Origin of the sequence: Methylobacterium sp. 275MFSha3.1, from assembly GCF_900108435.1 — a bacterium.
In the GTDB taxonomy this organism is placed as follows: Bacteria; Pseudomonadota; Alphaproteobacteria; order Rhizobiales; family Beijerinckiaceae; genus Methylobacterium.
Genome location: NZ_FNWP01000047.1, coordinates 1 through 21359, shown reverse-complemented (window position 1 = coordinate 21359; position 21359 = coordinate 1). Strand labels below are relative to the sequence as shown.

The following is a 21359-nucleotide window of genomic DNA, read 5'->3' as shown; positions in this document are numbered from 1 at the left end:
TCTTCTCCTCCGCCGAGAACTGCCGGCGCGTGGCGCGGCGGATGTCCTTGATCACGGCTTCTGCCGGCTTCCGCGCCGGCCCGGACGTCTGTTTCATCTTCGCTCCTGGGCTACGATGAACCAGCCATCCTCCGTTCGTGAAGACCCTCAATCTGTCTCAGGAGTGCTGACGGCGGACAGCATAGGGCACCAGCGCTGCCCGCTCGGCCTCGAACCGCTCCCAGACGGTGCGTTCCCGCTCCTCGGGATGTGAATGGGCCTTGGCGAAGGCGATCACCCCGTCGAGCAGCAGGGCATTCAGTTCGTCGTAGCTCTTCACCCGGATGCGCGGCGTGAACAGGCGCTCGCGTACCAGCCCGACCTGGTTCTCGACCTGACCCTTCTCCCACCCTGATGAGGGCGTGCAGGCCACCGGCTCGACGAGGTAGTGCGAGCACATCTGCAGGAAGCGGCGGTTGTAGGCGCGCTCGCGCCCGACGAAGATCGTCTCCACCGCGGTCTTCATGTTGTCGTAGATCCCGCGCTGGCAGGTGCCGCGGAAGAAGGCGAACGCCCGGTCGTGGGCGTCGAAGACCATCTCCTGGCTCTCGCGCGGGTAGGCCCGCACGAACAACATGCGCGAGTGGCAGAGCCGGACGTGGGCGACCTTGACCGTCGTGGTCGTGCCGCCGATCAGCACGATCTCGTGGCTCCAGTCGAACTGATAGGCCTCGCCGGGGGCGAAGACGAGCGGCACGAAGGCGGGGGCGGTGACGGCCGTGCGCGTACGCTTCCAGTTCTTGGCGTAGCGGCGCACTGCGTCGTAGCCGCCCTCATACCCGAGCCCGCGCAGGGCCTCGAAGATCCGGATCAGGGTCAGACGCTCGCGAGGCGGTTTGCCAGCGTTCGCCGCCAGCATTCGATCGAGGTGATCCCGCCAGGGGCCGAGCTTGGGCAAGGGCTGCACCTCGCGCTCGTAGGCGAAGGCGGTCGCACCCGAACGGATGACCTTGCGGACCGTGTTGCGAGAGACGTGCAGGTCGCGGACGATGTCCTTGATCGCGCGGCCGCGGGTGAAGAACTCGCGCCGAATGCGCGCAATCGTGTCCACGCCCTTCATCCCCCACCACCCGTTCGGTGTAGTCCCGAAGGGCAGTCTGCGAGAGCAAGCTTCAGGGGGTCAGAATTGGGGCTCTTCCGCAGGTTCGGTGCTGACGGTGGGAGGGGCTCGGTCTGGTTTGTCGGGCGGTTTCTGCTCCGCCTCACGCGGCGTGAAGGACGCGCTGCCGGAGCAGGTCGAGGCCGGCGCGGCCGTACATGGAGCGCTTGATCAGCTTCAGGCGGTTTACCTGCCCCTCGACCGCCCCGTTGCTCCACGGCTCGCCGATGGCCGCGTGGACAGCGGCCTCGTCCTGCCGCAGCCCGGCGACGAAGCCACCGAGTTCACTCGCGGCGGCCGCCTCCAGCCACGGCGTCAATGCGGCCGGATCGCGGGCGCGCAGGATTGCCCCGAAGCCGCGTACCTGCTCGGCCGCGGCCTGCAGCCTGGGCGCAAGAGCACACAGCGCTGCGATGAAGCGGCGATCCGCGGGCGGAAGGCTGGCCGGATCGCTTATCAGGCACCGCGCGATGCGGCGTGTCGACGGGATGCGGGCCGAGGGCGGTCGAGTTGGAAGGCCCCGGCGCCGTCGCTTCGCCCAGCGCTGGACGATCTCGTAGCCGCCCTCGAAGCCGATGGCGCGAAGCTCGCGATACAGGCCCGCCGCGTTGTGCTGACCCTCCTGCCAGCGCGCCTCGACAAAGCGCAGATGAGCATCGAGCCGGCTCGGGGCCGGCGCCCGGCGATAGGGCACGAACGCTCCCACGCGCAGCCAGCGTCGTACGCTGTTGCGGGAGGCGCCGAGCGTGCGCGCGATCGTCTTGATCGCCACGCCCTCACCGTGCAGGCGTAGCGCCGCCTCGCAGCGCTGTCGTCGCCGGCCGCCCCCGTGCCCATTATCCTGCTCCGGAGGCAGGTCAGCAGGAGCGAGCGCGACCATGGCGGCTGGAGCGTCTTGGAACGCTGCCTGGCGGGCGGCCTCCCGGATTTCTGCCTGATGCCGCTCGACGCGTGAACGCAGCGCCTCGGAAGCGTTGACGAGAAGGTGCCAGCGGTCCGCGACCTGGACCGCCTGCGGCGCGCCGAGCCGCGCAGCCTCGGCGTACGGCCCCGCTCGATCCCGGCTGACGACGGCGATGCCGGGATGCGCAGCAAGCCAATCCCGCACGGGCTCGCAGGCGCGGCCGGGCAGGAGATCAAGGACGCGACCCCGTTCCAGATCGCAGACGATCGTGCCGTAGCGCCGGCCCCGCCGCCAAGCCCAGTCGTCGATCCCGACCACACGCGCGGACGCGCACCCTGCGCTCTTGCAACGGCGGATCAGCCGCAGGACGGTGTCGCCGCTGACCGGCATGGCAAGCCGTCGCGACAAGCGGGCGCCGGCCTCGCCGCCGAGCGCCATGCCGATATCGGTCTGCGCCTCCGCCAAGCGATCGCTGCGCTGTGACCTCGCACGGGCGAGGCCGGGAACAGGCTCGGCAAAGATGCGGCCCGGACAATGGCTGCAGCGGAAGCGGCGCACCTTCACCCGCCACGTGACCGAGCGATCCTGCCAGGGCAGGTCCTTCAGGGTTCGCCAGTACGAGCTATGCACCCGGGCCGACCATCGCCCACACTGCGGGCAGGCTGCGCGGGCTGCGGTCGTCCTGGCCGTGATCGTCAGCGCATCGGCGTTCAGCGCAAGCTCGTCGACCTGCACACCTTCTGAAACCGAGGGCAATAACGGGTTCGAGATCCGCATCGCGCTCTCCCTCCGCCACCCCAGGGATCAACGCTTCACAAGGCGCTCAGCACCGAACCTGCGGAAGAACCAGAATTGGACGCCGATCCCCCGCCTCAGGGGGTCAAAGTTGGACTCTGGCGCACTTTCGCTGATCATCCGGAGGTGAGGCCGATCAGGCGAGCTTGCAACAGGTCGATCTTGCCGCGGCCGTACATCTGGCGCTTCACCAGCTTGAGTTTGGTGATCTGCCCCTCTGTCTGGCCGTTCGACCATGGCAACGTGATCGCTGCCAGAACCGCAGCTCGGTCCTGACCGACTCCGCGGGCGAACGAGGCGACGAGGCCTGCGCCAGTCCGCGAGAGCCACCCTTCGAGCCTGTCCGGCGCCATCGCCCGGACCATCGTCTGGAAAGCGCCCACCACCTCGCGCGCCTCGACCAGCGCCGGCACGCCGTCCTCGACGGCAGCCACGGTCAGCGTCTCCGCCTTGGCCAAGCGGTCGCGACCTGTCGTCAGCCATCGCGCCAGGGTTCGTGCCGACGGCACACGCTGCAGCCGTTCGATCTTGGCCTGCTCGGCGCGTCGACGCCGCGTAGCCCATTCCCCGACCACGCGCAGCGATCCTCGGAAGCCCTGTCCTTGTGCCCTGCGCCAAAGTTCGGTCGCGTTGCGGCTGCCAGCATCCCACTGGGCATCAAGCCAGGGCAGATAGGCGTCGAGCGAACTCTGGCGGACCCGGAAGACGTCGGTACGCTCCCCACGCAGGACCGCACGCACCACTTTGCGGCTGTGGCCAAGACGTTGGCAGATCCGGCGGATCGGAACGCCTGCCTCGGCGAGCGCGCGGATGGCCGCGTCCGCCTCCTCCCGTCGTAGGTAACCCTCGTACTGGATGCGCTCGGCTGCAGTGAGCAGCGCTGGATCGATCGTGGCTGCGCCGACGACCTCACGAACCTGTCGCATCGACCTGCGCACGGCATCGAGGAAGCCACGGCTGGCGTTCTCCATGAGGTGCCACCGGTCGGCGACCTGGATAGCCTGCGGCAGAGCACGGGCGATGGTCTCGCCATACCCACCCCCGCGGTCGCGGGCGACGATCTGGATCGAGCCGTTCATCTTCAGCCATGTCTGTGCGGTGGCCTGCTCGCGGTCGGGCAGGAGCGCTACGATGCGGCGGCGTTCGAGATCGCAGACGAGGGTGCCGTAACGGTGGTTGCGCCGCCAGGCGAAGTCGTCGATGCCGATGACGCTGAGTGGATCAGAGTGTGTCGTCGCCCGACGGCGGATCACGCGCAGGAGCGTGTCGCGGCTGACGGGCAGCATCAGGCGCTGGGCGAGGCCTGCACCGGGCCGACCACCGAGTGCGAGCCCAAGGTGATGGACGATCTGCTCCAGCCGCGAGGTGCGTCGCGCGAAGGTAGGCAGGACGTCCTCGGAGAAGCGCTCGGCGAAGATCCGCCGCCCGCAGGCCGCGGCATCACACCAGAAGCGTCTCACCATGACTTGGAGTTCGACGCGCCGACCACTGAGCGGCAGGTCGGCGGCACGGCGCTGGTAGCGGCTTTGGATGCGACGTGAAGAGGTCCGGCAGTCTGGGCACGTCGCCGTCGTAGATCCGGACCTCACGACCAGACTGATCCGATTGGTGCCGACATCGAGGTGATCGACGACGAGTCCGGCAGGTACAAGGCTCGACGGCGTGAAGCGAGGGCTCATGCTGCGGCTCCATCGTGGATATCCGCAACTTCAACGCCGCCGACATCAGCGAGAGTGAGTCAGAGCCAAAGTTGCACGCCGAAACACACTCAGCGTCTGGCGCGGCATCTCGGGTCGCCGTTATGTCGTCGTGGTCTACGAACTCGATCAGCCCGATCTCGTCGCTGATCACTCGGCTGTCGTCCTCGCGGTGCGCCGCGACGCTGAAGGGCAATCCAACCTCGTCGCGACCCGCGCTTGCGAGGCCGGCGACCCCGGCTACCTGGGCTGGCTCGCCGCCTGCGCGCAGCGGGGCGCCGTTGAGCTGCACGCCTATCGCCTCGCAGAAACCGCAGCGGACCGCGCGGCGGTCACCGCAGACCTGGCGGTTTTAACGGTCAAGCCGACCACGGAGGCGCCGCAATGACGCGCCGGGAGTTCAGCAAACCGGTCCAGCGCGCCGCGCTTGCGCGCGCCGACGGCCGCTGCGAGGGAGTGTCAACGAACGGCAGCCGCTGCCCATGCACCCTGCAGGTCGGACGTTTCCACTACGACCACATCATCCCGGCGGCGCTGACCGAGGACGCCTCGCTCGAGAATTGTCAGGTTCTCTGCCGACCATGCCACGCCGCCAAGACGGTGCTTGATATCAGTGTCATCGCGCGTGTGCGCCGCCAGCGCGATCGCCACGCCGGCGTCATCGACCCGCACCGACGGCCGCTGCCGGGCAGCCGCGCCAGTCCGTTCAAACGGCTGATCGGCGGTGGTCTCGTCCGCCGCGACACAGGTGAGCGTCTGCGATGAGGCCGAGCGCAAGCGATACGGCGTCACCGACTACAGGCGCTCCGTGAGCCTCTGACTGGATTGGCCCCTCGCCAGGCCGGTGACCTTATCGGGGCGCACGTGAGCCAAGCTGGGTCAGGTGGCCCAGCATCACACTGCCAGATCCGCGGCAGCCTCTAGAGCGAGGACCTCGGCGACCTCGGCCGCGAGCGCCTCCGCAACCTGTTCACGCCCCTCTACCGTATAGTGGACGATATCGGTGAAGATCTCGCGCTGTTCATCCTCGAAGAAGCGGCCCATGTCTCGCACGGCAAAGCCCGGCCTGATCAGCGGACTTCCGGCGAGATCGCGCAAGACCCGCTCGAACCGGCCGTACTGCTGCTCGAGGTACTTCAGGAAGTGCTCGGAAGCCGCCTTCTGCTCAGCACCGACCAAGTCCGTTTTGCGGATTACGGACGGTTGAAGAATGAACCGAATCGGCGCGTCCACGCCCCGTGACAAGCGGGCAAGCCGCTTGGCTGACAACTCGAACTGGCGCACGACCTCCCATTCCCACGGCTCGCTTTGCCATTGCAGGAGCGTCCGCAGGTTATGCAACCGATTGAAGATCTCTTCCTGCATATTCTCGTAGGAGAATTCCGCCGCCTCCATGACAGACGGATTGGGGTCGAACAGATATTCAGCGATGCATTCCGTCACGAAGTGGTTGAACGGGACGCCCGGGCGCGGATCGAAGCTCCAGGGCTGGAAGATGTCGGTCGCTCCGCCGACCACCAGGATGACGTCCGGTTGGAGTTCAGCGAGCCGCATCGTGATCAGGGTCGTCATCTGATTCAGGCACGCGGATATCGCCCCGAAATTGTAGACGCGCGCGCCCGGGCCGTGCGTCCGCCTCAGCGCCGCCTCCAGCAGCCCTGGGACTGTGTCGGCGATCGTGTGACCTTCGACCATCGTGCTGTCGCCGACTACGAACACCCGCAACGTCTCCGAGGCGGGCCGCGCATCTGCGTGCACCGCGTTGCGGTACCCGAGCGCGTCGTAGCTCCACCCATTCTTTGCGACCTGCTTGCCGGGCTTCCCGGCGAACTGGGTATAGGGCGCGGGGTAGCGGCTATCCGGGCTGAAGTACGGAAACATATCGAGAAAGCGCTTACGGCGCGCGCTCCGTTCTTCGTCCGTCTCACGCTCGGCCATGCTCATCGCTCCTTGAAGCTCTCAGTCGATATGCCGGTGCCGGTCGGCGTACCTCTGGCCATGCGGGTCGACCGACGCCATAGGACAGAGCATTCATCAGGATGCCACGTGCCGCCCCCCGACGGATCGGGGAAGATCGCCCAGTCCGGCCACGAAGATTCCGCCTAGCGCAGCTGAGCTTCCGTTGCGACCCCAGCTGGAGCTCCCTCGCCATCCTCGTGAAACGATCGCCGACGCCTTTTACAACCTTCGCCGGCCGGTACGGCGTCTGATAGGCTCGCGAAGCTTGCAAGCCGCGGTTTCGCAAAGGGCAGCGCGCCCACACCCGTTCGTTCCGCCATGGAGGCGCCCGGCGAGATGCCGGAGGGATGCCGCCGGCCGGTGGACGGGCTCGTGGTTAGGCGGTACCCTGACCTTATGTCGAGCGAACAGATCGAGAGGGCCATCGCAACCCTGCGTGCTGCCGGACACCTCATCGAGGCCATCCCGGGAATCGCGGGCGTGTACCGGGTCGATGAACGCGGTGCCCGGACGGACGAAGAGCTGCTCGCGATGGTCGCCCAACTAGAGCCGCCGGGAGGCCCGGAGCCAGCGGATGAGGCCGCTCGAAGGCTCTGAGCGGTTCGACTACGCCTCCTGGCAATGGCGTTTGCGACCTGGTGCAGACGCCCTAAGGCATCGCGGCCGTTTGTCACCTCTGATTGCTCGGGGGTGCTTCGCGGTCGCGGGGCAGCGATTTTTTGTACCTAAGCCCTCTCGCATCCGAGGATGCTGGGCCGGCTCGGGGAGAGCTAGCGTCCCCTGATCAAGGCCCACGCGCCCCTGAATTTTCATCAGACCAGACCAGACCTGATCGATGACCGCCTACCTCACCCCACCTGAACCTAGACAGATTCGCGTGATTTGGCCTATTCGGAGCAGAATTGCACCCGCCGGATACGATTGGCGGTCGTGAGAGATGGCCAGTTCTCGCCTACGCCCGCACGAGAATTGCTGATCGAGTCGGATCTGCCCGACTTTCGCGCGAGTGAGAATTAGGTTCCGAGATGCTGGAAGCTTTGCTGCAAATGGGCCATGCCGGCCACGAGGTGGAGAGCGTTCTCCACGTTGGTGCGAACGAGGGTCAGGAGCGGAACGACTACGCGGCGAGCGGCGCCAGCCCGGTCCTGTACGTCGAGCCGGTCGACAGCGCCTTCGCGATCCTTCAGGCCAACCTCACCGACATGCCGTTCCACAAGGCCATCCGGGCGGTCTGCGCCGAGCGGCCGGGCGAGGAGGTGCTGTTCAACGTCGCCAGCAACAGCGGCCAGTCCTCAAGCTTGTTTGCCTTGGGCGCGCATGCCGAGCACCACCCGGACATCGTCTACACGGGTGTGCAGCGCATGGTCACGACCACGGTCGACCAGATCGTCGCCGAGCACTGCGCCGGGCGGGTGCCGAACCTGCTGGTGATCGACGCGCAGGGTGCGGACCTGCGGGTCCTGCAGGGCGCGCGCCAGAGCCTGCCTGCGGTGGACGGCGTTTACATCGAGGTCAGCGAGCAGCCCCTCTACGAGGGCGGCTGTACGTACCGTGAGATCACCGACTTCCTGGCGACCTTCGGTCTGTCCCCGCGATGGCTATCGATGGATCGCTGGGGACATGGAGAGGCATTCTACTCCCGGCCACAACGTGAGGCGGAGCACCTGCCGGCGTACGACGGTAACCTCGCGCTGAACCGGCCGGCAACGCAGAGCAGTTTCGGCGAGTGGTCGTACTTCCACACCGCCAAGGGTCCCGGGGGCGCCGTCAACGGCGAGATCACGGGCCAGTTCGGGTTCCATACCGACTTCGAGGACGGGCCATGGTGGCAGCTCGACCTGGAAGCCATCCATCCCCTGAACGAGGTGCGGATCTTCAACCGCATGGATTCCGGCCGTGAGCGCTCGCGCACGCTGCAGGTGCTGCTCTCTCGGGACGGCGAGACATGGGAACTCGTGCACGACCAAGCCGGGCAGACCTTTGGCGGCGCGACCACGAAGCCGTTGCGGGTGATGCTCAAGGGGGTCCCAGCGCGCTACGTGCGTCTCCAGCTCACAGAGCACGCTGCGTTCCACCTCGATCAGGTTCAGGTGTTCTAAGCGCGTCCGTCCGCAAAAACGATGGGCCGACTGCGCGGTAAGCCGACGGCTGCCGCGCAGCCCACCGCCTGCGCTTCGAGCAGACAGAGCCCCGGCCGGGTCTCCCACAGTCTTGCTCACTCGTCCAAGTTCAACACCTTCCGCACTTCGGTCAGCAGGATGTGGTGCTGTACGGCCGCCGGGCCCTCATCCGGGATGGTTCGGGCAGCTTCGGCGATCAACGCCCGGAACTTGCGCCGCTGCAGCCCACGCCAGCCTATGCTCGCGAGCAAAGCGGTCAGCGTGATCTGTGTGGCTTCCGCACGGGCGTTGGCTTCAGCCAGCGCCCCATCGCGCGCATCGAGCAAGGCAGACTTGGCCTCCGCCAGCTCCGCGCGTAAGCCTGCGATCTCCTCTTTCAGCGCGGCCTCTCGCGCCAGCGCCGCACGGCATTCTTGAAGGACTTCATCCCGAGCTCGGGTCATGGAGCGCGCCACTGATCGGGCCGCCTCGCGCTCCGCGACGAGGCCATCCTCGCGCGCGAAGGTGCCCTTATACCGCGCCTGCAACTCCGCGATCATCGCGAGCAGGTGCAGCTCTTGCGCGTGCGCGACCTCCCTTCCAAACAAAATCATCTCCAAGCGTCTCTAACGCTTCCATTCCGAGCCGAGACAGGCGCCTCGGACCAGGAAAAACCTGCTCCACCAACGCTCTTCAAAATGCAACACGCCTGCGCCTGGCCTGTCCGGGCGACCTCGGTCCGTCCAATCCACCATCGCGGCCGTGCCAGTCGCAGCTACCCACGCTTCCGAAGACACCGCCTTTCACGCGCGCCCGGCCGTGAACATTTTATGACGCGCTCGATCTTCTCCGCCACGGAGGCAGCCAGCGTTAGCCAATGCGGTTACATCCGAGCGCGGCCAGGAGAACCGGCTCCATGACCGCGTAACCTGCAGGGGTAAGATGGAGCCCATCCTCACTGTATTCCGGTTTCAGGCTGCCGGAAGGCGTCGCCAAGACCGCGTGATAATCGACGTAAATTGCGCCCGTGTTCGCTGCGTGATTACAGAGCCAGCCATTCATGGCTGCGATCTCATCCCGAGGATCGATGCCGCCCCAGACCAACCAATCGGCGGGCGTAAGCGATCCCACCCAGGTCCGCAGGCCGAGTGCCCGGGCCTCGGCGAGCATGGCGGCGATATTGCCCCGCGGATCCATATCCTCGCCGTGGGCGGCACGGTGGGCGATGTCGTTGATCCCGCACAGGACATGTACGCCTGCAGGCCCCGTCTCTGCGATCGCAGGCGCGAGCCGAGCTCGAACTTGACCGGACATCTCGCCACCGATGCCGCAATTTACAAACCCGTGCTCGACGAACAGCGTCGTACGATGCATGCCCCAAAGAGCTGTGATCGAGTCTCCCATGAACAGGATCGATTTACGTGGCTCTGTGCCGGCCGTGGTCGCGAGGGTGGGCTGAGCGCGGGCCGATCTTCGCTCCAACGAAGCCCGGATCATGTGGAGCAGGTTCATGCGCGCTTCGTTCGGAGCCCGGGCCTCTTGGATACGGCATTGTACGCCGACGGGTCTGATCGTGCCACGCCGTCGAGCTTGGACAGCATCCACGAGTTGGGGTCGGCGGCATAAGGAGCTTTGGAATGGCCGCACAAGTCCCCAGTTTTGGCCACCAGTTCGCAAGCCAAGAGCCGTGCCAAAAGCCGCCCCGATACGAGCTTTTCGACTCGACCGAGGGCGCGGATTCGATCGTCCTTGGGCTGCGGCCGTGCAGCCTCGAGGAGCTTCCGTCCGCTCTCGCGCAGGAAATTGAGTTCGCTGCAACACGCCGTGGGCATGCCGCGAAGCTTCCCACTGGGTCCAAATAGGATTCCATTTCAGTACAGCGGCAATCACGGGTTGTGTCCCCTGGCGTGGTGTAGCTTCGGCGTGGCCACCACGATCACCGGCCGGGGTCGGATTGATCAGGCTGCCAGGTTGGGCAGGCTGACGAGGGGATCATCGCCGATCGGGGCGATGCTTTCCAGGGTGATGTAGCGGGAGCGCTGGACGGCCCACTCGTCGTTCTGTTCCAGCAGGATCGCGCCCACAAGGCGTGTGATAGCCGCCTCGTTGGGGAAGAATCTCACCGTTCAGGCGTTCCAGCGGGTTCGTGGAGTGCAGCTTGACCCGATGCTGGGTGGGGAAGCCCATGTAGGCCAGCACGTCCGGCTCAGCCTCGTCCATCAAGGCGGCGAGCTTGGGGACCTTCGGCCGGAGCTGATCGGCCACGCGCCGCCACTGCTGACGGGCCGCCTCGGCGTCGTGCCTCGAGCGAACGCCGTGGCGATGAAGGCGGAGACGACACGCCGCCCGCTGCGCCCGGCATGGGCGAGCACGTTGCGCATGAAGTGGACGCGGCAACGCTGCCAGGTCGCGTTCATCACCTTGGCCACCGACGCCTTGATGCCCTCGTGGGCGTCCGAGATCACCAGCTTGACCCCGCGCAAGCCCCGGCGCGCCAGTTTGCGGAGAGAGTCCGTCCAGAACGTCTCGGCTTCGGAGGGGCCGACATCCATGCCAAGCACCTCGCGACGGCCGTCAGTGTTCACACCGACCGCCACGATCACGGCGACAGAGACGATGCGTCCGTCCTGGCGCACCTTCACGTAGGTCGCATCAATCCAGAGGTAGGGCCACTCGCCCTCGAGCGGACGCTCCAGGAACGCGCCGACCCGCTCGTCGATCTCCTGGCAGAGCCGGCTGACTTGGCTCTTCGACACGCCCGTACCACCCATGGCTTGGACGAGGTCATCAACCGAGCGGGTCGAGATGCCCTGGATGTAGGCCTCCTGGATCACAGCCGTGAGCGCCTTCTCAGCCATGCGTCGCGGCTCCAGGAAGCCCGGAAAGTAGCTGCCCTTGCGCAGCTTCGGAATGCGCAGCTCGACCGTGCCGGCCCGCGTCTGCCAATCCCGGTTACGGTAGCCGTTGCGCTGGACCAGCCATTCTGCGCTCTTCTCGCCATGGGCCGCGCCGGTCAGGCCACCAACCTCCAGCTCCATCAGGCGTTCGGCCGCAAAGCCGATCATCTCGCGCAGGAGATCTGTGTCGGCGCTCTTCTCCATCAGCCCGCGCAGGGCCATCATCTCGTCGGTCATCGGGGGTCTCTCGGGTTCGAGGTTGGTGCTCGCAACCCGACCCTACCCGGCAACCGCCGATGACCACCCCGCGAGAGAGCCCGCCTGCTACAGCGCTGTGAAGGGCGCGCAGGCGGGCTCTCCCGCTACCGGTGAGCTACACCACCTCCAGGGACACGACCCAATCACGCACCGAACCGACCGGCGATGCGGAGTAGCTTGCGCGAGAGACCGGACTCCACACTTCGCTTGGCGCTGAGCGGCTTGACGCCCAGCGCATTCGCCAACCAAGCTGTGACAGCTTAAGGACACGCATTGGGCCGAAACGGTAAACGGGGACGGCCCAACGACCGCGGACCAGGTAAACGAGAAGAGACGAAAGATGGGAGGCAAAATGGCGCAAGAACTTTCCGTAGATCTTTTCGCGAAAGCATACCGATCGCAGCTGGGAATTCAGTTTTTAGTCAAAGAATGCGAATTGAAGGATGCGGTTATAAAGAAATTAGAAAGTGAAATTTCTGAATTGCGATTGCGCAAGAAAATCTTAGAAGAAGATAACGCGCAACTCAAGAATGCAGCACTATCTATTCAGCAATTCCAGTCAGAGTCCCAAGCGTCGGAAGAGCGCATGAAAACACTCGATTGCGTATTAAATGCTGTCATGAAGAGCATACGACCGCTCGGACTTGATAAGAAGAAATTTAATCGAGAAGTAATCAATATCAGCCAATGTATTCCAAATGATGGCACTCAAGCGGCCCGCCATTCGCTGCTGCACACTGCGGTAACAAAGGTTTTGAAGGGTGAAATCTAACAAAACTTCGATATATTGGCGCCATAATAGATGCCTCAAGCGTCAATAAACCTCTTTTATAAATAATTATGAGCGCAAGATAATCGCAACAACACAAACTTCCCCCTTGAAATTACGATCCAACGGATAGATTCGATCAGGAGACCAATCAGGGAATGGAAACCGAGCTGTTAACCACTTTCATGTCTCTTCTCGGGATCAGAGAAAAGCTGGAAACGAGGCCTCACCTGTACTCAGACGAGCTCAGCTTTCTTTCGTTCGCTGCGAAACATGCTGCATACTCGAATTCACAAGTTCTTCAAGACCTGTGGGTGCTCTACGAAACCGGGGAGAAACGTGAAGGCTACTTCGTTGAATTTGGCATTTGCGACGGCAGAACATTAAGCAACACACTTCTCTTGGAGAAAATGTTCGGTTGGCAAGGAGCGGTCGCCGAACCGGGCAGGATCTGGCACAAGAAGCTCTACGCCAACCGCTCGTGTTATATATCAAATAAGTGTATCTACAAAGAGGGCGGCCTTTCTCTAAGCTTCCATGAAACGGATGTCACGGAGCTATCGACACTCGATAGCTTCACAGATGTGGATTTCCAGTCTTCACATAGAACAGGCGGCGCACGTTACGACGTAGAAACCATATCGCTGAGCGACTTCCTAGCGGCGGCCAAAGCTCCCAGAAATATAGATTACATGAGCGTCGACATCGAAGGGGGCGAGTTCGATGTATTAAATAGTTTTGATTTCTCAGAGTACAATATAAAGCTCTTGAGCATAGAACACAATTATTCCGATAAGCGCCAAGACATATACGATGCTCTGAGCCGATGGGGTTATCGGAGGAAATTTACAAATTTTTCAATGTTCGACGATTGGTACGTTAAATATGGTGACGCAGCGTAACCGGCTGAAGAGACGGAGAATTGACGCATGGCCACCAAAAATGTCATTCCCATCGTCGACACGATAATCGAGATATTTGCACTTATGGGCGACGGCAGCGCCCTTGGATTACAGCTTAAGGAAATCGCAAGACGCATCCACTTGGTCCGGCACGAGGTCGAGTGGACCGCGGATCTTGCTCTGGCTGCGAGCAAAATGCGGGCTATGGCAGCGATGTACGCGACGAAATACGTCCCTGATAATGGATGCAACGTGTCCCGCGCGCGCAATGAAGCTCATCTTGATAAACTTCGAGCAGCTTTTATCGAGTTCCGAGCTCATGTCGAACGTCAGGAAAGCATCAATCAGCAACAGTGCACCATGGCAAATTAGAGCCGAACTTGGGGGCTGCCTTGCCGATTATCCATCCACGTTGGCTTCACCGAGCGTCCACAGAACAGCGTAGTCCTTGTTGAGGATCGCGAGTTGGCGAGTCGCCGCGCGCAGCATGTTGCGCCATATCGGAAGTGGCCGGAATCCCAGAGAGATACCGAGGGACTTCTCGACGGCACGAACAGCTGCTTCGGTGCAGTCCTTGGCGATGTGAGCGTGGCCGTCGCTATAGCGTCGCTTCAGGGAGCCGTCGCGCGAATGGTAGCTCCTCGGAATCGCGACGAATGTGTAGCCGGCCTGATGCGCCCGTGCCGCCAGAGCTTTATCGAGCAGGAACCACGCCACAAGCCGTTCGGCCAGCGTGCCGACGTTAGGCAGTATAGGATTCGGTACCAACGGATCGATAGGTGGAACAATGCCCATCACACAGATCTTCGGTCGATGTGGGAAATAGTTTATTGCTTCAGTGAGGGCTGTGATGTAGCGCGTCGCTAGATCATCGGCTTCAGCCTGAAGGGACAAACCTTTTGAAGTAGCGATACGTAACATGTGGCAGCGAACATCGACCTCGCCGAAGACGAAAATAATGACATCATCAGGCTCCGGCTGAATCTGCCGGAGCATGTCAGCGGCTCCATCGCGACCGACGCGATGCATAGTGCGTCCAGGAATGCAATGGAGAACGGTGTTCTCGGTTCTCGCGAAAAGATAATTACCGTGGCTATCGCCAAATATATGCGCGCGCATGCTTTCACACCCACAAAACATGGAGCTCGTAAAAGATCCTGCGCGCCGAAAATGTGATAAAAACACAACACGGCGGCAAATATGCAAAACTGTAGTGGTGAAGGAGTGGTTCTGTGCATTTTTTACCGCGATCTGAGATGATCTGGCCGACTGATGCCGTGGCCCGAGTTCGGCGCGTCTATCATCGGCGACCGGGCTCAAACCTTTCAGCGCGAGTACGGGTAGGGATTTACCTCCGCCAGAATGCTCTCGCGGCGAAGAAGACCAAGATGCTTGCAAGGTTGCAGCCCTAGCGCCGCGGGAACTGCCCTCCTTGGACCGAACAGGCGGCATCGGTCGCGAAGTCGTAGGTGCATGCCGGTCGATGAGGCCAGGTGAGTCAATCCGACCGCCTCGCTGGGGCAGGGGGATCCTGCGCAGCGTTCACCGCCGACGTCGCTGGCCCACAACCCAGAAGATCCCTCCGTCGAGCAAGGCCAGCATCCCGGCTCTCCCGTGTCGTTCGTCGCCTACCATTACGGCCTCTCGCCCAGCCTGCTGTTCTCGCCTTGCAGTCACCCGCAAGAGGCAGCGTTATTGGAGCTCAGGCGAGAGCAGAAGCTCGAGATCGGCTTGCGTCATGGCGAGGGTCGGCGTGCCGTCCTGGTCGAAGAGCGACTGCGCCAACGCGCTCTTGCGCTCCTTGAGGATCTCCATCTTCTCCTCGATCGTTCCACTCGCCACGAGCTTGTGCACGAACACCGGCTTGGTCTGTCCGATCCGGTAGGCCCGATCGACCGCTTGGTCCTCTACCGCAGGGTTCCACCACGGATCGTAGAGGATCACGGTGTCGGCCGCGATCAGGTTGAGACCTGTCCCTCCGGCCTTCAGGCTGACGAGGAAGATGCTGACAGAGCCTCCCTCGAACAGCCGGATTGCCGCCTCTCGATCCCGGGTCGCTCCTGTCAGGAGCGCGTAGCGGATCGCCCGCTTCGTGAGCCGCTCCTCGATCAGGCGGAGCATCGAGGTAAATTGCGAGAAGACGAGGATGCGCCGCTCCTCCGCGAGCAGCTCGACCAGCATCTCCTCCAAGCGGTCGAGCTTGGCCGACCCGGCACCGGCCAACCGCGTCGCCGGCTTGCACGCCGCGTTCCGCTTCGGCGGAAGAGCCTTGTCGTCCGCGCTGGCCTGTTTCAGGAGGCGCGGATCGCAGCAGGCTTGGCGCAGCTTCAGCAGGGCGTCGAGGATGATGATCCGGCTGCGCGCCCAGCCGCGCTCGGCGATCGCCGCGCTGACGCGCGCATGCATCGAGAGCCGGATCGCCTCGTAGACGTCACGCTGCGGACCCTGAAGGTCGATGCGCTCGACGATCTCGGTCTTCGGCGGCAGCTCGCGGGCGACCTCCTCCTTGGTCCGGCGCAGCAGGAACGGCCTCACACGGCGGGCCAGCAGCCGGCTGCGCTCACGGTCGCCGTGCTTTTCGATCGGGTTGCGCCAGACCCGAGCGAAGCTCCTGCGGTCACCGAGCAGGCCGGGACACGCGAAGGCGAACAGCGACCACAGCTCGTCGAGATTGTTCTCCAACGGGGTTCCGGTCAGGCAGAGGCGATGGCGGGCCTCAATCCCGAGCAGCAGCTTCGTCGTCGCGGCATCCGGATTCTTGATCGTCTGCGCCTCGTCGAGGAGCAGCAGCGGCCACGTGCGCGCCGCCAGCACGGCGTGATCGCGGGCGATCAGCGGGTAGGTCGTCAGCACGAGGTCGCTGTCGGGGATCGCGCCGAAACGATCGGCGCGATCGTGGCCGTGGAGCGTCAGAACGCGCAGATCGGGCGCGAACCGCTCCGCCTCACGGCGCCAGTTCGCCATCAGGCTGGTCGGGGCGACCACGAGAGCCGGACCGTCGAGCCGGCCCTGCGCCTTCTCGATCGCCAGCAGGGCGAGAGCCTGGACCGTTTTGCCGAGCCCCATGTCGTCCGCGAGCACGCCGCCGAAGCCGACCTCGCCCAGGAAGGCCAGCCATGACACGCCCTCTTGCTGGTAGGGCCGCAGTGTCGCGCGGAAGTCGGGCGGCAGGACGACCGACGGGATACCACCGGCCGCGCCGAGCCGGCGCCCCATCTCACGCACGCGCTCACCGCCACGCCAGATCGTATCGGGTATGGTCGCCTCGAAGTCCGCAAGCCCGGCAGCATCCGCGCGGCTGAGGCGCAGGCAACCCTCGCCTGCCCCATTGCCGAGCGCGAGCTCGCGGATCGCGGCCACGATCGGTTTTAGCCGCGCTGCCGGGAAGGCGAGGATGCGTCCGTCTCTCAGGGGCAGGTAGGCGGCCTCGTCGTCCTCCGCCGTGTCGACCATCGCGAGATCGAAGCCCGGTGCGGCGATCATCGCGACGATCGGGCCGATCAGGTCGATGCGCTCGCCGTCGACCATGACGCCGAGATGGAGTTCAAGCCAGTCGATGCCTGATCCCTCGCGGACCTCCGCCTCGAAGCGCTCGCCCGCCCGCACCAGCCGGCCCGGGAAATCGTCGGAGACCTCGATCTCCCAACCCTCCGCATGAAGCTGGGGCAGGGTGTGAAACTGCGCGTCGAGCCAAGCGAGGTCGTCGCCTTCCGGGACGAAGTCGCGCGCGTGCGCGTCGGGGACCCGGGCGCGTCGTTCAGGCAAGGGGACGAAGTCGTTAGCCAGCAGGTGAGCGACGGCGCGTCGCTCTGCATCCCCGTCGCGATGCAGCTCGATCAAGCGTCCGGCTACGAGCCGCATCACCACGGGGTGAGCTTCGCCGAGCGGAATGGTCACGGGACCGTAGCGGAACGAGAGGCGCCCCAGTCCGACCCGTTCGGGCACGGGCGGCGCGCCGTACCCATAGTAGCTGTAGGGGGAGGCCCTCTCCGGCGGCAGATCGGCGGCGAATAGGCTCAGGACCGGGATCGGCAGGACGCCGGCCAAGCGTTCCCGCCTCGGTTCCGGGGCCGCCAGGGCAGCCAGATGGGGGGCGCGCTGGGCCAAGGCGGCGTTGAACGCCGCCACCGCCGCGCCGGGCACCGCTGGAGCGGCCAGCAACGTCGCCGCAATGCGCGGCGGGTGACCCGTCTCGACGGTCCCGACAAGACCCTGCTCGGGATCGACGTAGACCGGAGGCGTGGCGGCGAGTGCGATGGCCCCGCCATCGAGTTCGAGCTGCGGTGCCAAAGCGGCCTCGCCGGCTGGCTGCCAAACGATCCGGCCCGAACGTGGCGGTCCGGCCGCGAGCGCCGGCCCGTCGAGGCCGAGCCAGCGCGCCCGCCCGGTGGTGAGAACGTCCGCAAGGATCGCGGCGCCCCCGTCGCAAGCGAGGCTGACGCCGCCACTCCCGTACCCCCCGTAGCTGCCATAGTCGCGTCGGAGCAAGGTCGCCGCACGCAGGATCCGCAGATCCGAAGGCCGCAGGAACTTGGCGGGAAGCCCCGACAACGCCGAGCTCGGATCGTAAGGGCGGCTATTGCCTGAGAAGCGGCCGTCCTTGAGCAACCGCGCCGAGATGGGTCGGAGGCCGAGCCGGGGAACACCCTGGCCAAACGGGATCGGGCTGAGAACGTAGACGAGGCGCTGCGCGATGCTGGCGGGATAGCTCTCCTCGGCTGTGGCCTGGGCTCGGTCGAGCTCGTCCAGCCACGCAGCCAAGCCCGGCATTGGGATCACACTTTGGTTAGGCGATGTGGCGGAGCGCTGCACCGGCGCAGTGAGGAGCCGCGCGACGCGCTGCTCAGACGAGGGATCAGCAAAGCTCTGCGTCGAACGAAGACCGTGGAGGAGCACGGCCGCGACATGCTTGCAGTTGAAGCCAACAGAGCAGGTGCATTCTCCCGCGATGCTGAAGCCGCGGCGTACGCCCTCTCCGATCTCGATCGTCTGCTCGTAGGGTCGGCGCGCTGTGCCGCGGACCTGCCCGAACACGATCTTACCATCCTCTTCAAGAGCCAGAACCCGGCCCTCCCGCGCATACTCCAGCGCGGCCTCGAAGGCTTTCCGCCCAACTCCTGCGAGAATGTCCTGTTCGCTGTAACGCTCCATAGGTTTACCGCGGAGCTCCCTCAAAGGGCCGGCATCGACAGCAATCGACGGGAAGGAGGCTCCCTTGTCAATCAGCTACGCACCAAGTGCAGAGTTACCCGCGCAGCCATCTTCCCTAGCGCCCCACGGCCATATTTACATTGCATGACCAACCGAGGAACATGCCATTGGCCATCAGCATGCGCGATTTGCAAAGACTATCAGCGGGGACGATCGAGACCTCGTCCCATGCGGTAAGCGACCTCGCCATCGTCCGCCACCATTCACTGCCCGTATCCGTATCTGAACGCCAAGTCCGCCTCTTCGTGCGGTGTCCGCAGGCCTGCGATCTCCCCGCGGAGCTCGGCCACAGTCTCCTCGAGCGCAGTCCTACCCCGTTCGGACTCTGTCCAAGCCTCGTGCAGGATCGCGACCTGTTTGTTGGCCTCGGACAAGTCCAGATGGAGCTCGTTCAAGTCGTCGGCCACCGCCGCCTCGGCAACGCGCCAACCGCTCTCATACCCGTCCGCAAACCCCTGCTTTTTGGCAGCAGCCACAATGACACCGCGGTCACGCTCTGCCCGATCCCGGGCGAGCACGGCCTGGTCGCGGGCAAGCACGGCCTCGTCGCGCGCGTCATGGACGGCGCGCAGGGCGAGGATTTCACCTCGTTTCAGGCGTGCACGACCGACCAATAGGCGACTATGTCCACACGGTGCGCCGACCTCCGCATGATACTGATCCTGAATGGCCCGCATGGCCTTGCCCCAGGCCCGGCGCCCGTTCCGAGCGGCCTCTGTGGGCGACAGGCCAGCCGCACATCCTCGCGCCTCCTCGGCCAATCTTTCCGCGTAGCCGGGATGCAGCGCTTTCGCTCTCATGGCCGGCTCAGTCGGCACGATCAGGGCGTGGAGGTGCGGATATGCCTCGTCGTGATGCGCAACAATCGTGCACAGCGCCCCGTGCGGCTCGGCCAGCTGCCGCAGGAAGGCGGCAGCCAGTTTTTGCCATGTCTTATAGGCGGCCTGCGCCGTGGCGTTATCAAGCTCGGCCATCTGAACCGGATACGATGCGACTGCACCGAGTAGGATCTTCTGGTGCGCTCGGATCTTGCGTGCGCGACCGGAACTCGTTGTCTCCCGCGCCGCCTCGGCGAGCCGCGCGGTTTGGTCTCGTAGCTCGGCCAGCGGCGGCCCGGAGATCGGGATCGGCGGCAGGGGGGTTGCCACGTGACGGCATGCGTCGGGATCACGAGCAGCCTCGGCGAGTATGAAGCGCGCGTCACGAGAGCCGGCCTGGGCGTAGCACTCGAGATGAAAAAAATTTGCTCGGGTCACACCAACCTCCTGGTGATCCGAGGATGGCAAGAACCTTTGCAAGAGCCAAGTGACGGTTGGGGAACCAGGCCCAATCGCAAGCTCACTGCTATAGTCTGACCGACTATAGCAGAGGGCCAGCTAGATCATGGGCCCCGATCTATCAGAGCACCTGCCAAAGAATCAGCGTGCAACCGGATAGCATCGCAGGCCATTCCGCACAAATCTGATGAGGCCTTCGTCGCCCCTTGTCTCTTGCGATGCTTCTCCTGATCCTGCTGAGCAGACCGGAGGCGGCTATGGCCAGACAGCACGACGACCGCAGCGACGACCACTTGCTTGGCGACGCGGTCGATATCCACCTGTTCGCTCGCCGGGAAGCCGAAGCGGCCATAGATAATGTCTTCGCACCGCACGATGCCTTGCCGGGTGCGGTCCTCCCGGTGCGAGGCGAGCATGCCTCGGCCCGTGAGGCATATGCGAGCGCAGCGGAGAAAGCGTACATCACGACCTGCGATGGCGAGACGCGCAAGACCGCCAGAACGCAGCTCGTCATCGCGACGACGGAGAGGTTCGCTCCGAACGATCCCACCGTTCTAGCCTCGTGGATCGCGAACCATCTCGCCCTCCTGGATGAGCGTTATGGCGAAGGCGTCGTCCTCGCCGCAGCGGTCGAGCGGCGTCCCGACGCGGCGATCATCCGTGCAATCCTGCTGCCATCGGATGTCGGCCTCCACGCAAAAAGGCAGTTCGACCCGGATTACCGCGTCAAAATCTCGAAGCAGCGCACGAAGCAGCAGGTGACGGTAATAGGTACCGTGACGCCGGGAGAGCCTGCGCAGGTAAAGCCGACAAGGCGGAAATCGATCCGAGTTCGTCTGTCCATTGCCAAGCAGCCGAAGCCGGCCGCTATCGCGACTGACATACTCGTGCCGCACGTGATCGCCGCATCGGAGAAGGCCTCAGATGCTTCGCTTCCCGTGACAAGCGTTTTGATAGACGGCTCTCCTGCCAACACGACGTCACTCGGGACGAGCGGCGCCCAGTCGGGCGGTCTCGGCTCTGTGCCGCGGTCCGACTATGCCACGTGCTGCAACGATCGCCGCAACGATGCAGATCAGCCGTCTCGCCGCACCGAGGCGCTGTACCGCCTGCGGATTGTGAGACACCGACCTGAAGCCTACGCGGCGATGGCCGCGGGTGGAAGCTGCGCGGCGCGGATATCGGCCGGTGGCCGGAACCCGTGTCGCTCGATCAGCCACGTCTCATTGTAGAGATCCCGGAACGCCAGCAGCGCGTGTCGCAGATCCTCGACCGTCTCGAAGTGCTCGACCCACAACAGGTTCTCCTTGAGGGTGCGGATGAAGCGCTCGGCGCAGCCATTCCCCTCCGGGGCGCGCACGAAGGCGGGCGAGCTCGCGATGCCCAGGAACGCGAGCTCCGCCTGGAAGGCGTCCGCCATGTACTGGCTGCCGTGATCGTGCCGGACGCTCAG

Annotated in this window: 17 protein-coding genes and 3 pseudogenes; 9 read left to right on the top strand and 11 right to left on the bottom strand. The window is 64.4% G+C overall.

All coding sequences use genetic code 11. The annotated features are described in order from the left end of the window. Positions 1-181 precede the first annotated feature (181 nt). The 3 genes and pseudogenes from istA to BLW78_RS29455 form a co-directional block, all read right to left on the bottom strand. A pseudogene (gene istA / locus BLW78_RS29465) lies at positions 182-1099 on the bottom strand (IS21 family transposase); the annotation flags it as partial. 142 nt (positions 1100-1241) lie between these two features. Next, on the bottom strand, positions 1242-2798 hold the full coding sequence (locus BLW78_RS29460) for an ISL3 family transposase (RefSeq protein WP_091683762.1): 1557 nt from the start codon (positions 2796-2798) through the stop codon (positions 1242-1244). Between the two features lie 155 nt (positions 2799-2953). Next, positions 2954-4516, bottom strand: a complete 1563-nt coding sequence (locus BLW78_RS29455; protein ID WP_091683758.1) for an ISL3 family transposase — start codon at positions 4514-4516, stop codon at positions 2954-2956. A gap of 130 nt (positions 4517-4646) precedes the next feature. On the opposite strand from BLW78_RS29455, the gene BLW78_RS29450 reads away from it, so the two are divergent. Both BLW78_RS29450 and BLW78_RS29445 read left to right on the top strand, forming a co-directional pair. Then, positions 4647-4922, top strand: coding sequence for a hypothetical protein (locus tag BLW78_RS29450; protein ID WP_244527103.1), 276 nt, complete (start codon positions 4647-4649; stop codon positions 4920-4922). Then, on the top strand, positions 4919-5299 hold the full coding sequence (locus tag BLW78_RS29445) for an HNH endonuclease (protein WP_091683754.1): 381 nt from the start codon (positions 4919-4921) through the stop codon (positions 5297-5299). Before BLW78_RS29450 ends, BLW78_RS29445 begins: the two co-directional genes overlap by 4 nt. 129 nt (positions 5300-5428) lie before the next feature. Here BLW78_RS29445 and BLW78_RS29440 read toward each other — a convergent pair whose 3' ends face one another. Next, entirely contained in the window at positions 5429-6472 is a 1044-nt protein-coding gene (locus BLW78_RS29440; RefSeq protein WP_091683760.1) for an SGNH/GDSL hydrolase family protein, read from the bottom strand. Positions 6473-6853: 381 nt separating this feature from the next. Between BLW78_RS29440 and BLW78_RS29435 the strand changes: the two genes are divergently transcribed. Together BLW78_RS29435 and BLW78_RS29430 are read left to right on the top strand one after the other, a co-directional pair. Next, the gene (locus BLW78_RS29435; RefSeq protein ID WP_139307783.1) at positions 6854-7090 is read left to right on the top strand and encodes a hypothetical protein; all 237 of its coding nucleotides are present in this window, start codon (positions 6854-6856) and stop codon (positions 7088-7090) included. A gap of 428 nt (positions 7091-7518) precedes the next feature. Beyond that, positions 7519-8592 carry an FkbM family methyltransferase gene (locus BLW78_RS29430; protein ID WP_091683750.1) on the top strand — a complete coding sequence of 358 codons (1074 nt, stop codon included), beginning with the start codon at positions 7519-7521 and terminating at the stop codon, positions 8590-8592. Positions 8593-8708: 116 nt separating this feature from the next. On the opposite strand, the gene BLW78_RS29425 is transcribed toward BLW78_RS29430, so the two are convergent. The 3 genes and pseudogenes from BLW78_RS29425 to BLW78_RS29415 all read right to left on the bottom strand — a co-directional run bounded on the left by BLW78_RS29425 (position 8709) and on the right by BLW78_RS29415 (position 11726). Continuing rightward, positions 8709-9212, bottom strand: a complete 504-nt coding sequence (locus BLW78_RS29425) for a hypothetical protein (protein WP_091683748.1) — start codon at positions 9210-9212, stop codon at positions 8709-8711. Positions 9213-9462: 250 nt separating this feature from the next. Then, a complete protein-coding gene (locus BLW78_RS29420; protein ID WP_091683746.1) occupies positions 9463-10104 on the bottom strand; it encodes a GDSL-type esterase/lipase family protein in 642 nt (213 codons plus the stop codon). A gap of 446 nt (positions 10105-10550) precedes the next feature. Then, positions 10551-11726, bottom strand: a pseudogene (locus tag BLW78_RS29415) (IS256 family transposase). 361 nt (positions 11727-12087) lie between these two features. Between BLW78_RS29415 and BLW78_RS31165 the strand changes: the two are divergent. The 3 genes from BLW78_RS31165 (at position 12088) to BLW78_RS31160 (ending at position 13790) form a co-directional block, all read left to right on the top strand. Further along, complete coding sequence (locus BLW78_RS31165) at positions 12088-12519, top strand: hypothetical protein (protein ID WP_139307781.1); 432 nt, start codon at positions 12088-12090, stop codon at positions 12517-12519. Positions 12520-12674: 155 nt separating this feature from the next. After that, a complete protein-coding gene (locus BLW78_RS29410; protein WP_091683744.1) occupies positions 12675-13418 on the top strand; it encodes an FkbM family methyltransferase in 744 nt (247 codons plus the stop codon). Positions 13419-13445: 27 nt separating this feature from the next. After that, complete coding sequence (locus BLW78_RS31160) at positions 13446-13790, top strand: hypothetical protein (protein WP_139307780.1); 345 nt, start codon at positions 13446-13448, stop codon at positions 13788-13790. 27 nt (positions 13791-13817) lie between these two features. Here the strand turns inward: BLW78_RS31160 and BLW78_RS31155 are convergent, their stop codons facing one another. Further along, positions 13818-14414, bottom strand: coding sequence for a hypothetical protein (locus tag BLW78_RS31155; RefSeq protein ID WP_139307779.1), 597 nt, complete (start codon positions 14412-14414; stop codon positions 13818-13820). A 487-nt stretch (positions 14415-14901) separates the two neighbouring features. Between BLW78_RS31155 and BLW78_RS31925 the strand changes: the two are divergent. Then, positions 14902-15080: pseudogene (locus BLW78_RS31925) on the top strand (transposase); the annotation flags it as partial. 30 nt (positions 15081-15110) lie between these two features. Here the strand turns inward: BLW78_RS31925 and BLW78_RS29405 are convergent. Then, on the bottom strand, positions 15111-18569 hold the full coding sequence (locus BLW78_RS29405; protein WP_091683742.1) for a DEAD/DEAH box helicase: 3459 nt from the start codon (positions 18567-18569) through the stop codon (positions 15111-15113). Positions 18570-18832: 263 nt separating this feature from the next. Continuing rightward, positions 18833-19777 carry a plasmid recombination protein gene (locus tag BLW78_RS29400; protein ID WP_139307778.1) on the bottom strand — a complete coding sequence of 315 codons (945 nt, stop codon included), beginning with the start codon at positions 19775-19777 and terminating at the stop codon, positions 18833-18835. 386 nt (positions 19778-20163) lie between these two features. Between BLW78_RS29400 and BLW78_RS31150 the strand changes: the two genes are divergently transcribed. Then, complete coding sequence (locus BLW78_RS31150; protein WP_139307777.1) at positions 20164-21138, top strand: hypothetical protein; 975 nt, start codon at positions 20164-20166, stop codon at positions 21136-21138. Here BLW78_RS31150 and BLW78_RS29390 read toward each other — a convergent pair. Next, positions 21045-21359: integrase core domain-containing protein (locus tag BLW78_RS29390; RefSeq protein WP_139307776.1), on the bottom strand; the 315-nt coding region annotated here is incomplete at its 5' end. The two genes, BLW78_RS31150 and BLW78_RS29390, sit on opposite strands and share 94 nt — an antisense overlap.

What these genes read in the sequence shown, in the direction of transcription:
- BLW78_RS31160 (WP_139307780.1), top strand. Translation starts at nt 13,446, where the DNA reads ATGGCCACCAAAAATGTCATTCCCATCGTCGACACGATAATCGAGATA.
- BLW78_RS29405 (WP_091683742.1), bottom strand. Translation starts at nt 18,569, where the DNA reads ATGGAGCGTTACAGCGAACAGGACATTCTCGCAGGAGTTGGGCGGAAA.
- BLW78_RS31155 (WP_139307779.1), bottom strand. Translation starts at nt 14,414, where the DNA reads ATGCTCCGGCAGATTCAGCCGGAGCCTGATGATGTCATTATTTTCGTC.
- BLW78_RS29410 (WP_091683744.1), top strand. Translation starts at nt 12,675, where the DNA reads ATGGAAACCGAGCTGTTAACCACTTTCATGTCTCTTCTCGGGATCAGA.
- BLW78_RS29445 (WP_091683754.1), top strand. Translation starts at nt 4,919, where the DNA reads ATGACGCGCCGGGAGTTCAGCAAACCGGTCCAGCGCGCCGCGCTTGCG.
- BLW78_RS31165 (WP_139307781.1), top strand. Translation starts at nt 12,088, where the DNA reads ATGGGAGGCAAAATGGCGCAAGAACTTTCCGTAGATCTTTTCGCGAAA.
- BLW78_RS29420 (WP_091683746.1), bottom strand. Translation starts at nt 10,104, where the DNA reads ATGAACCTGCTCCACATGATCCGGGCTTCGTTGGAGCGAAGATCGGCC.
- BLW78_RS29430 (WP_091683750.1), top strand. Translation starts at nt 7,519, where the DNA reads ATGCTGGAAGCTTTGCTGCAAATGGGCCATGCCGGCCACGAGGTGGAG.
- BLW78_RS31150 (WP_139307777.1), top strand. Translation starts at nt 20,164, where the DNA reads ATGGCCAGACAGCACGACGACCGCAGCGACGACCACTTGCTTGGCGAC.
- BLW78_RS29440 (WP_091683760.1), bottom strand. Translation starts at nt 6,472, where the DNA reads ATGGCCGAGCGTGAGACGGACGAAGAACGGAGCGCGCGCCGTAAGCGC.
- BLW78_RS29455 (WP_091683758.1), bottom strand. Translation starts at nt 4,516, where the DNA reads ATGAGCCCTCGCTTCACGCCGTCGAGCCTTGTACCTGCCGGACTCGTC.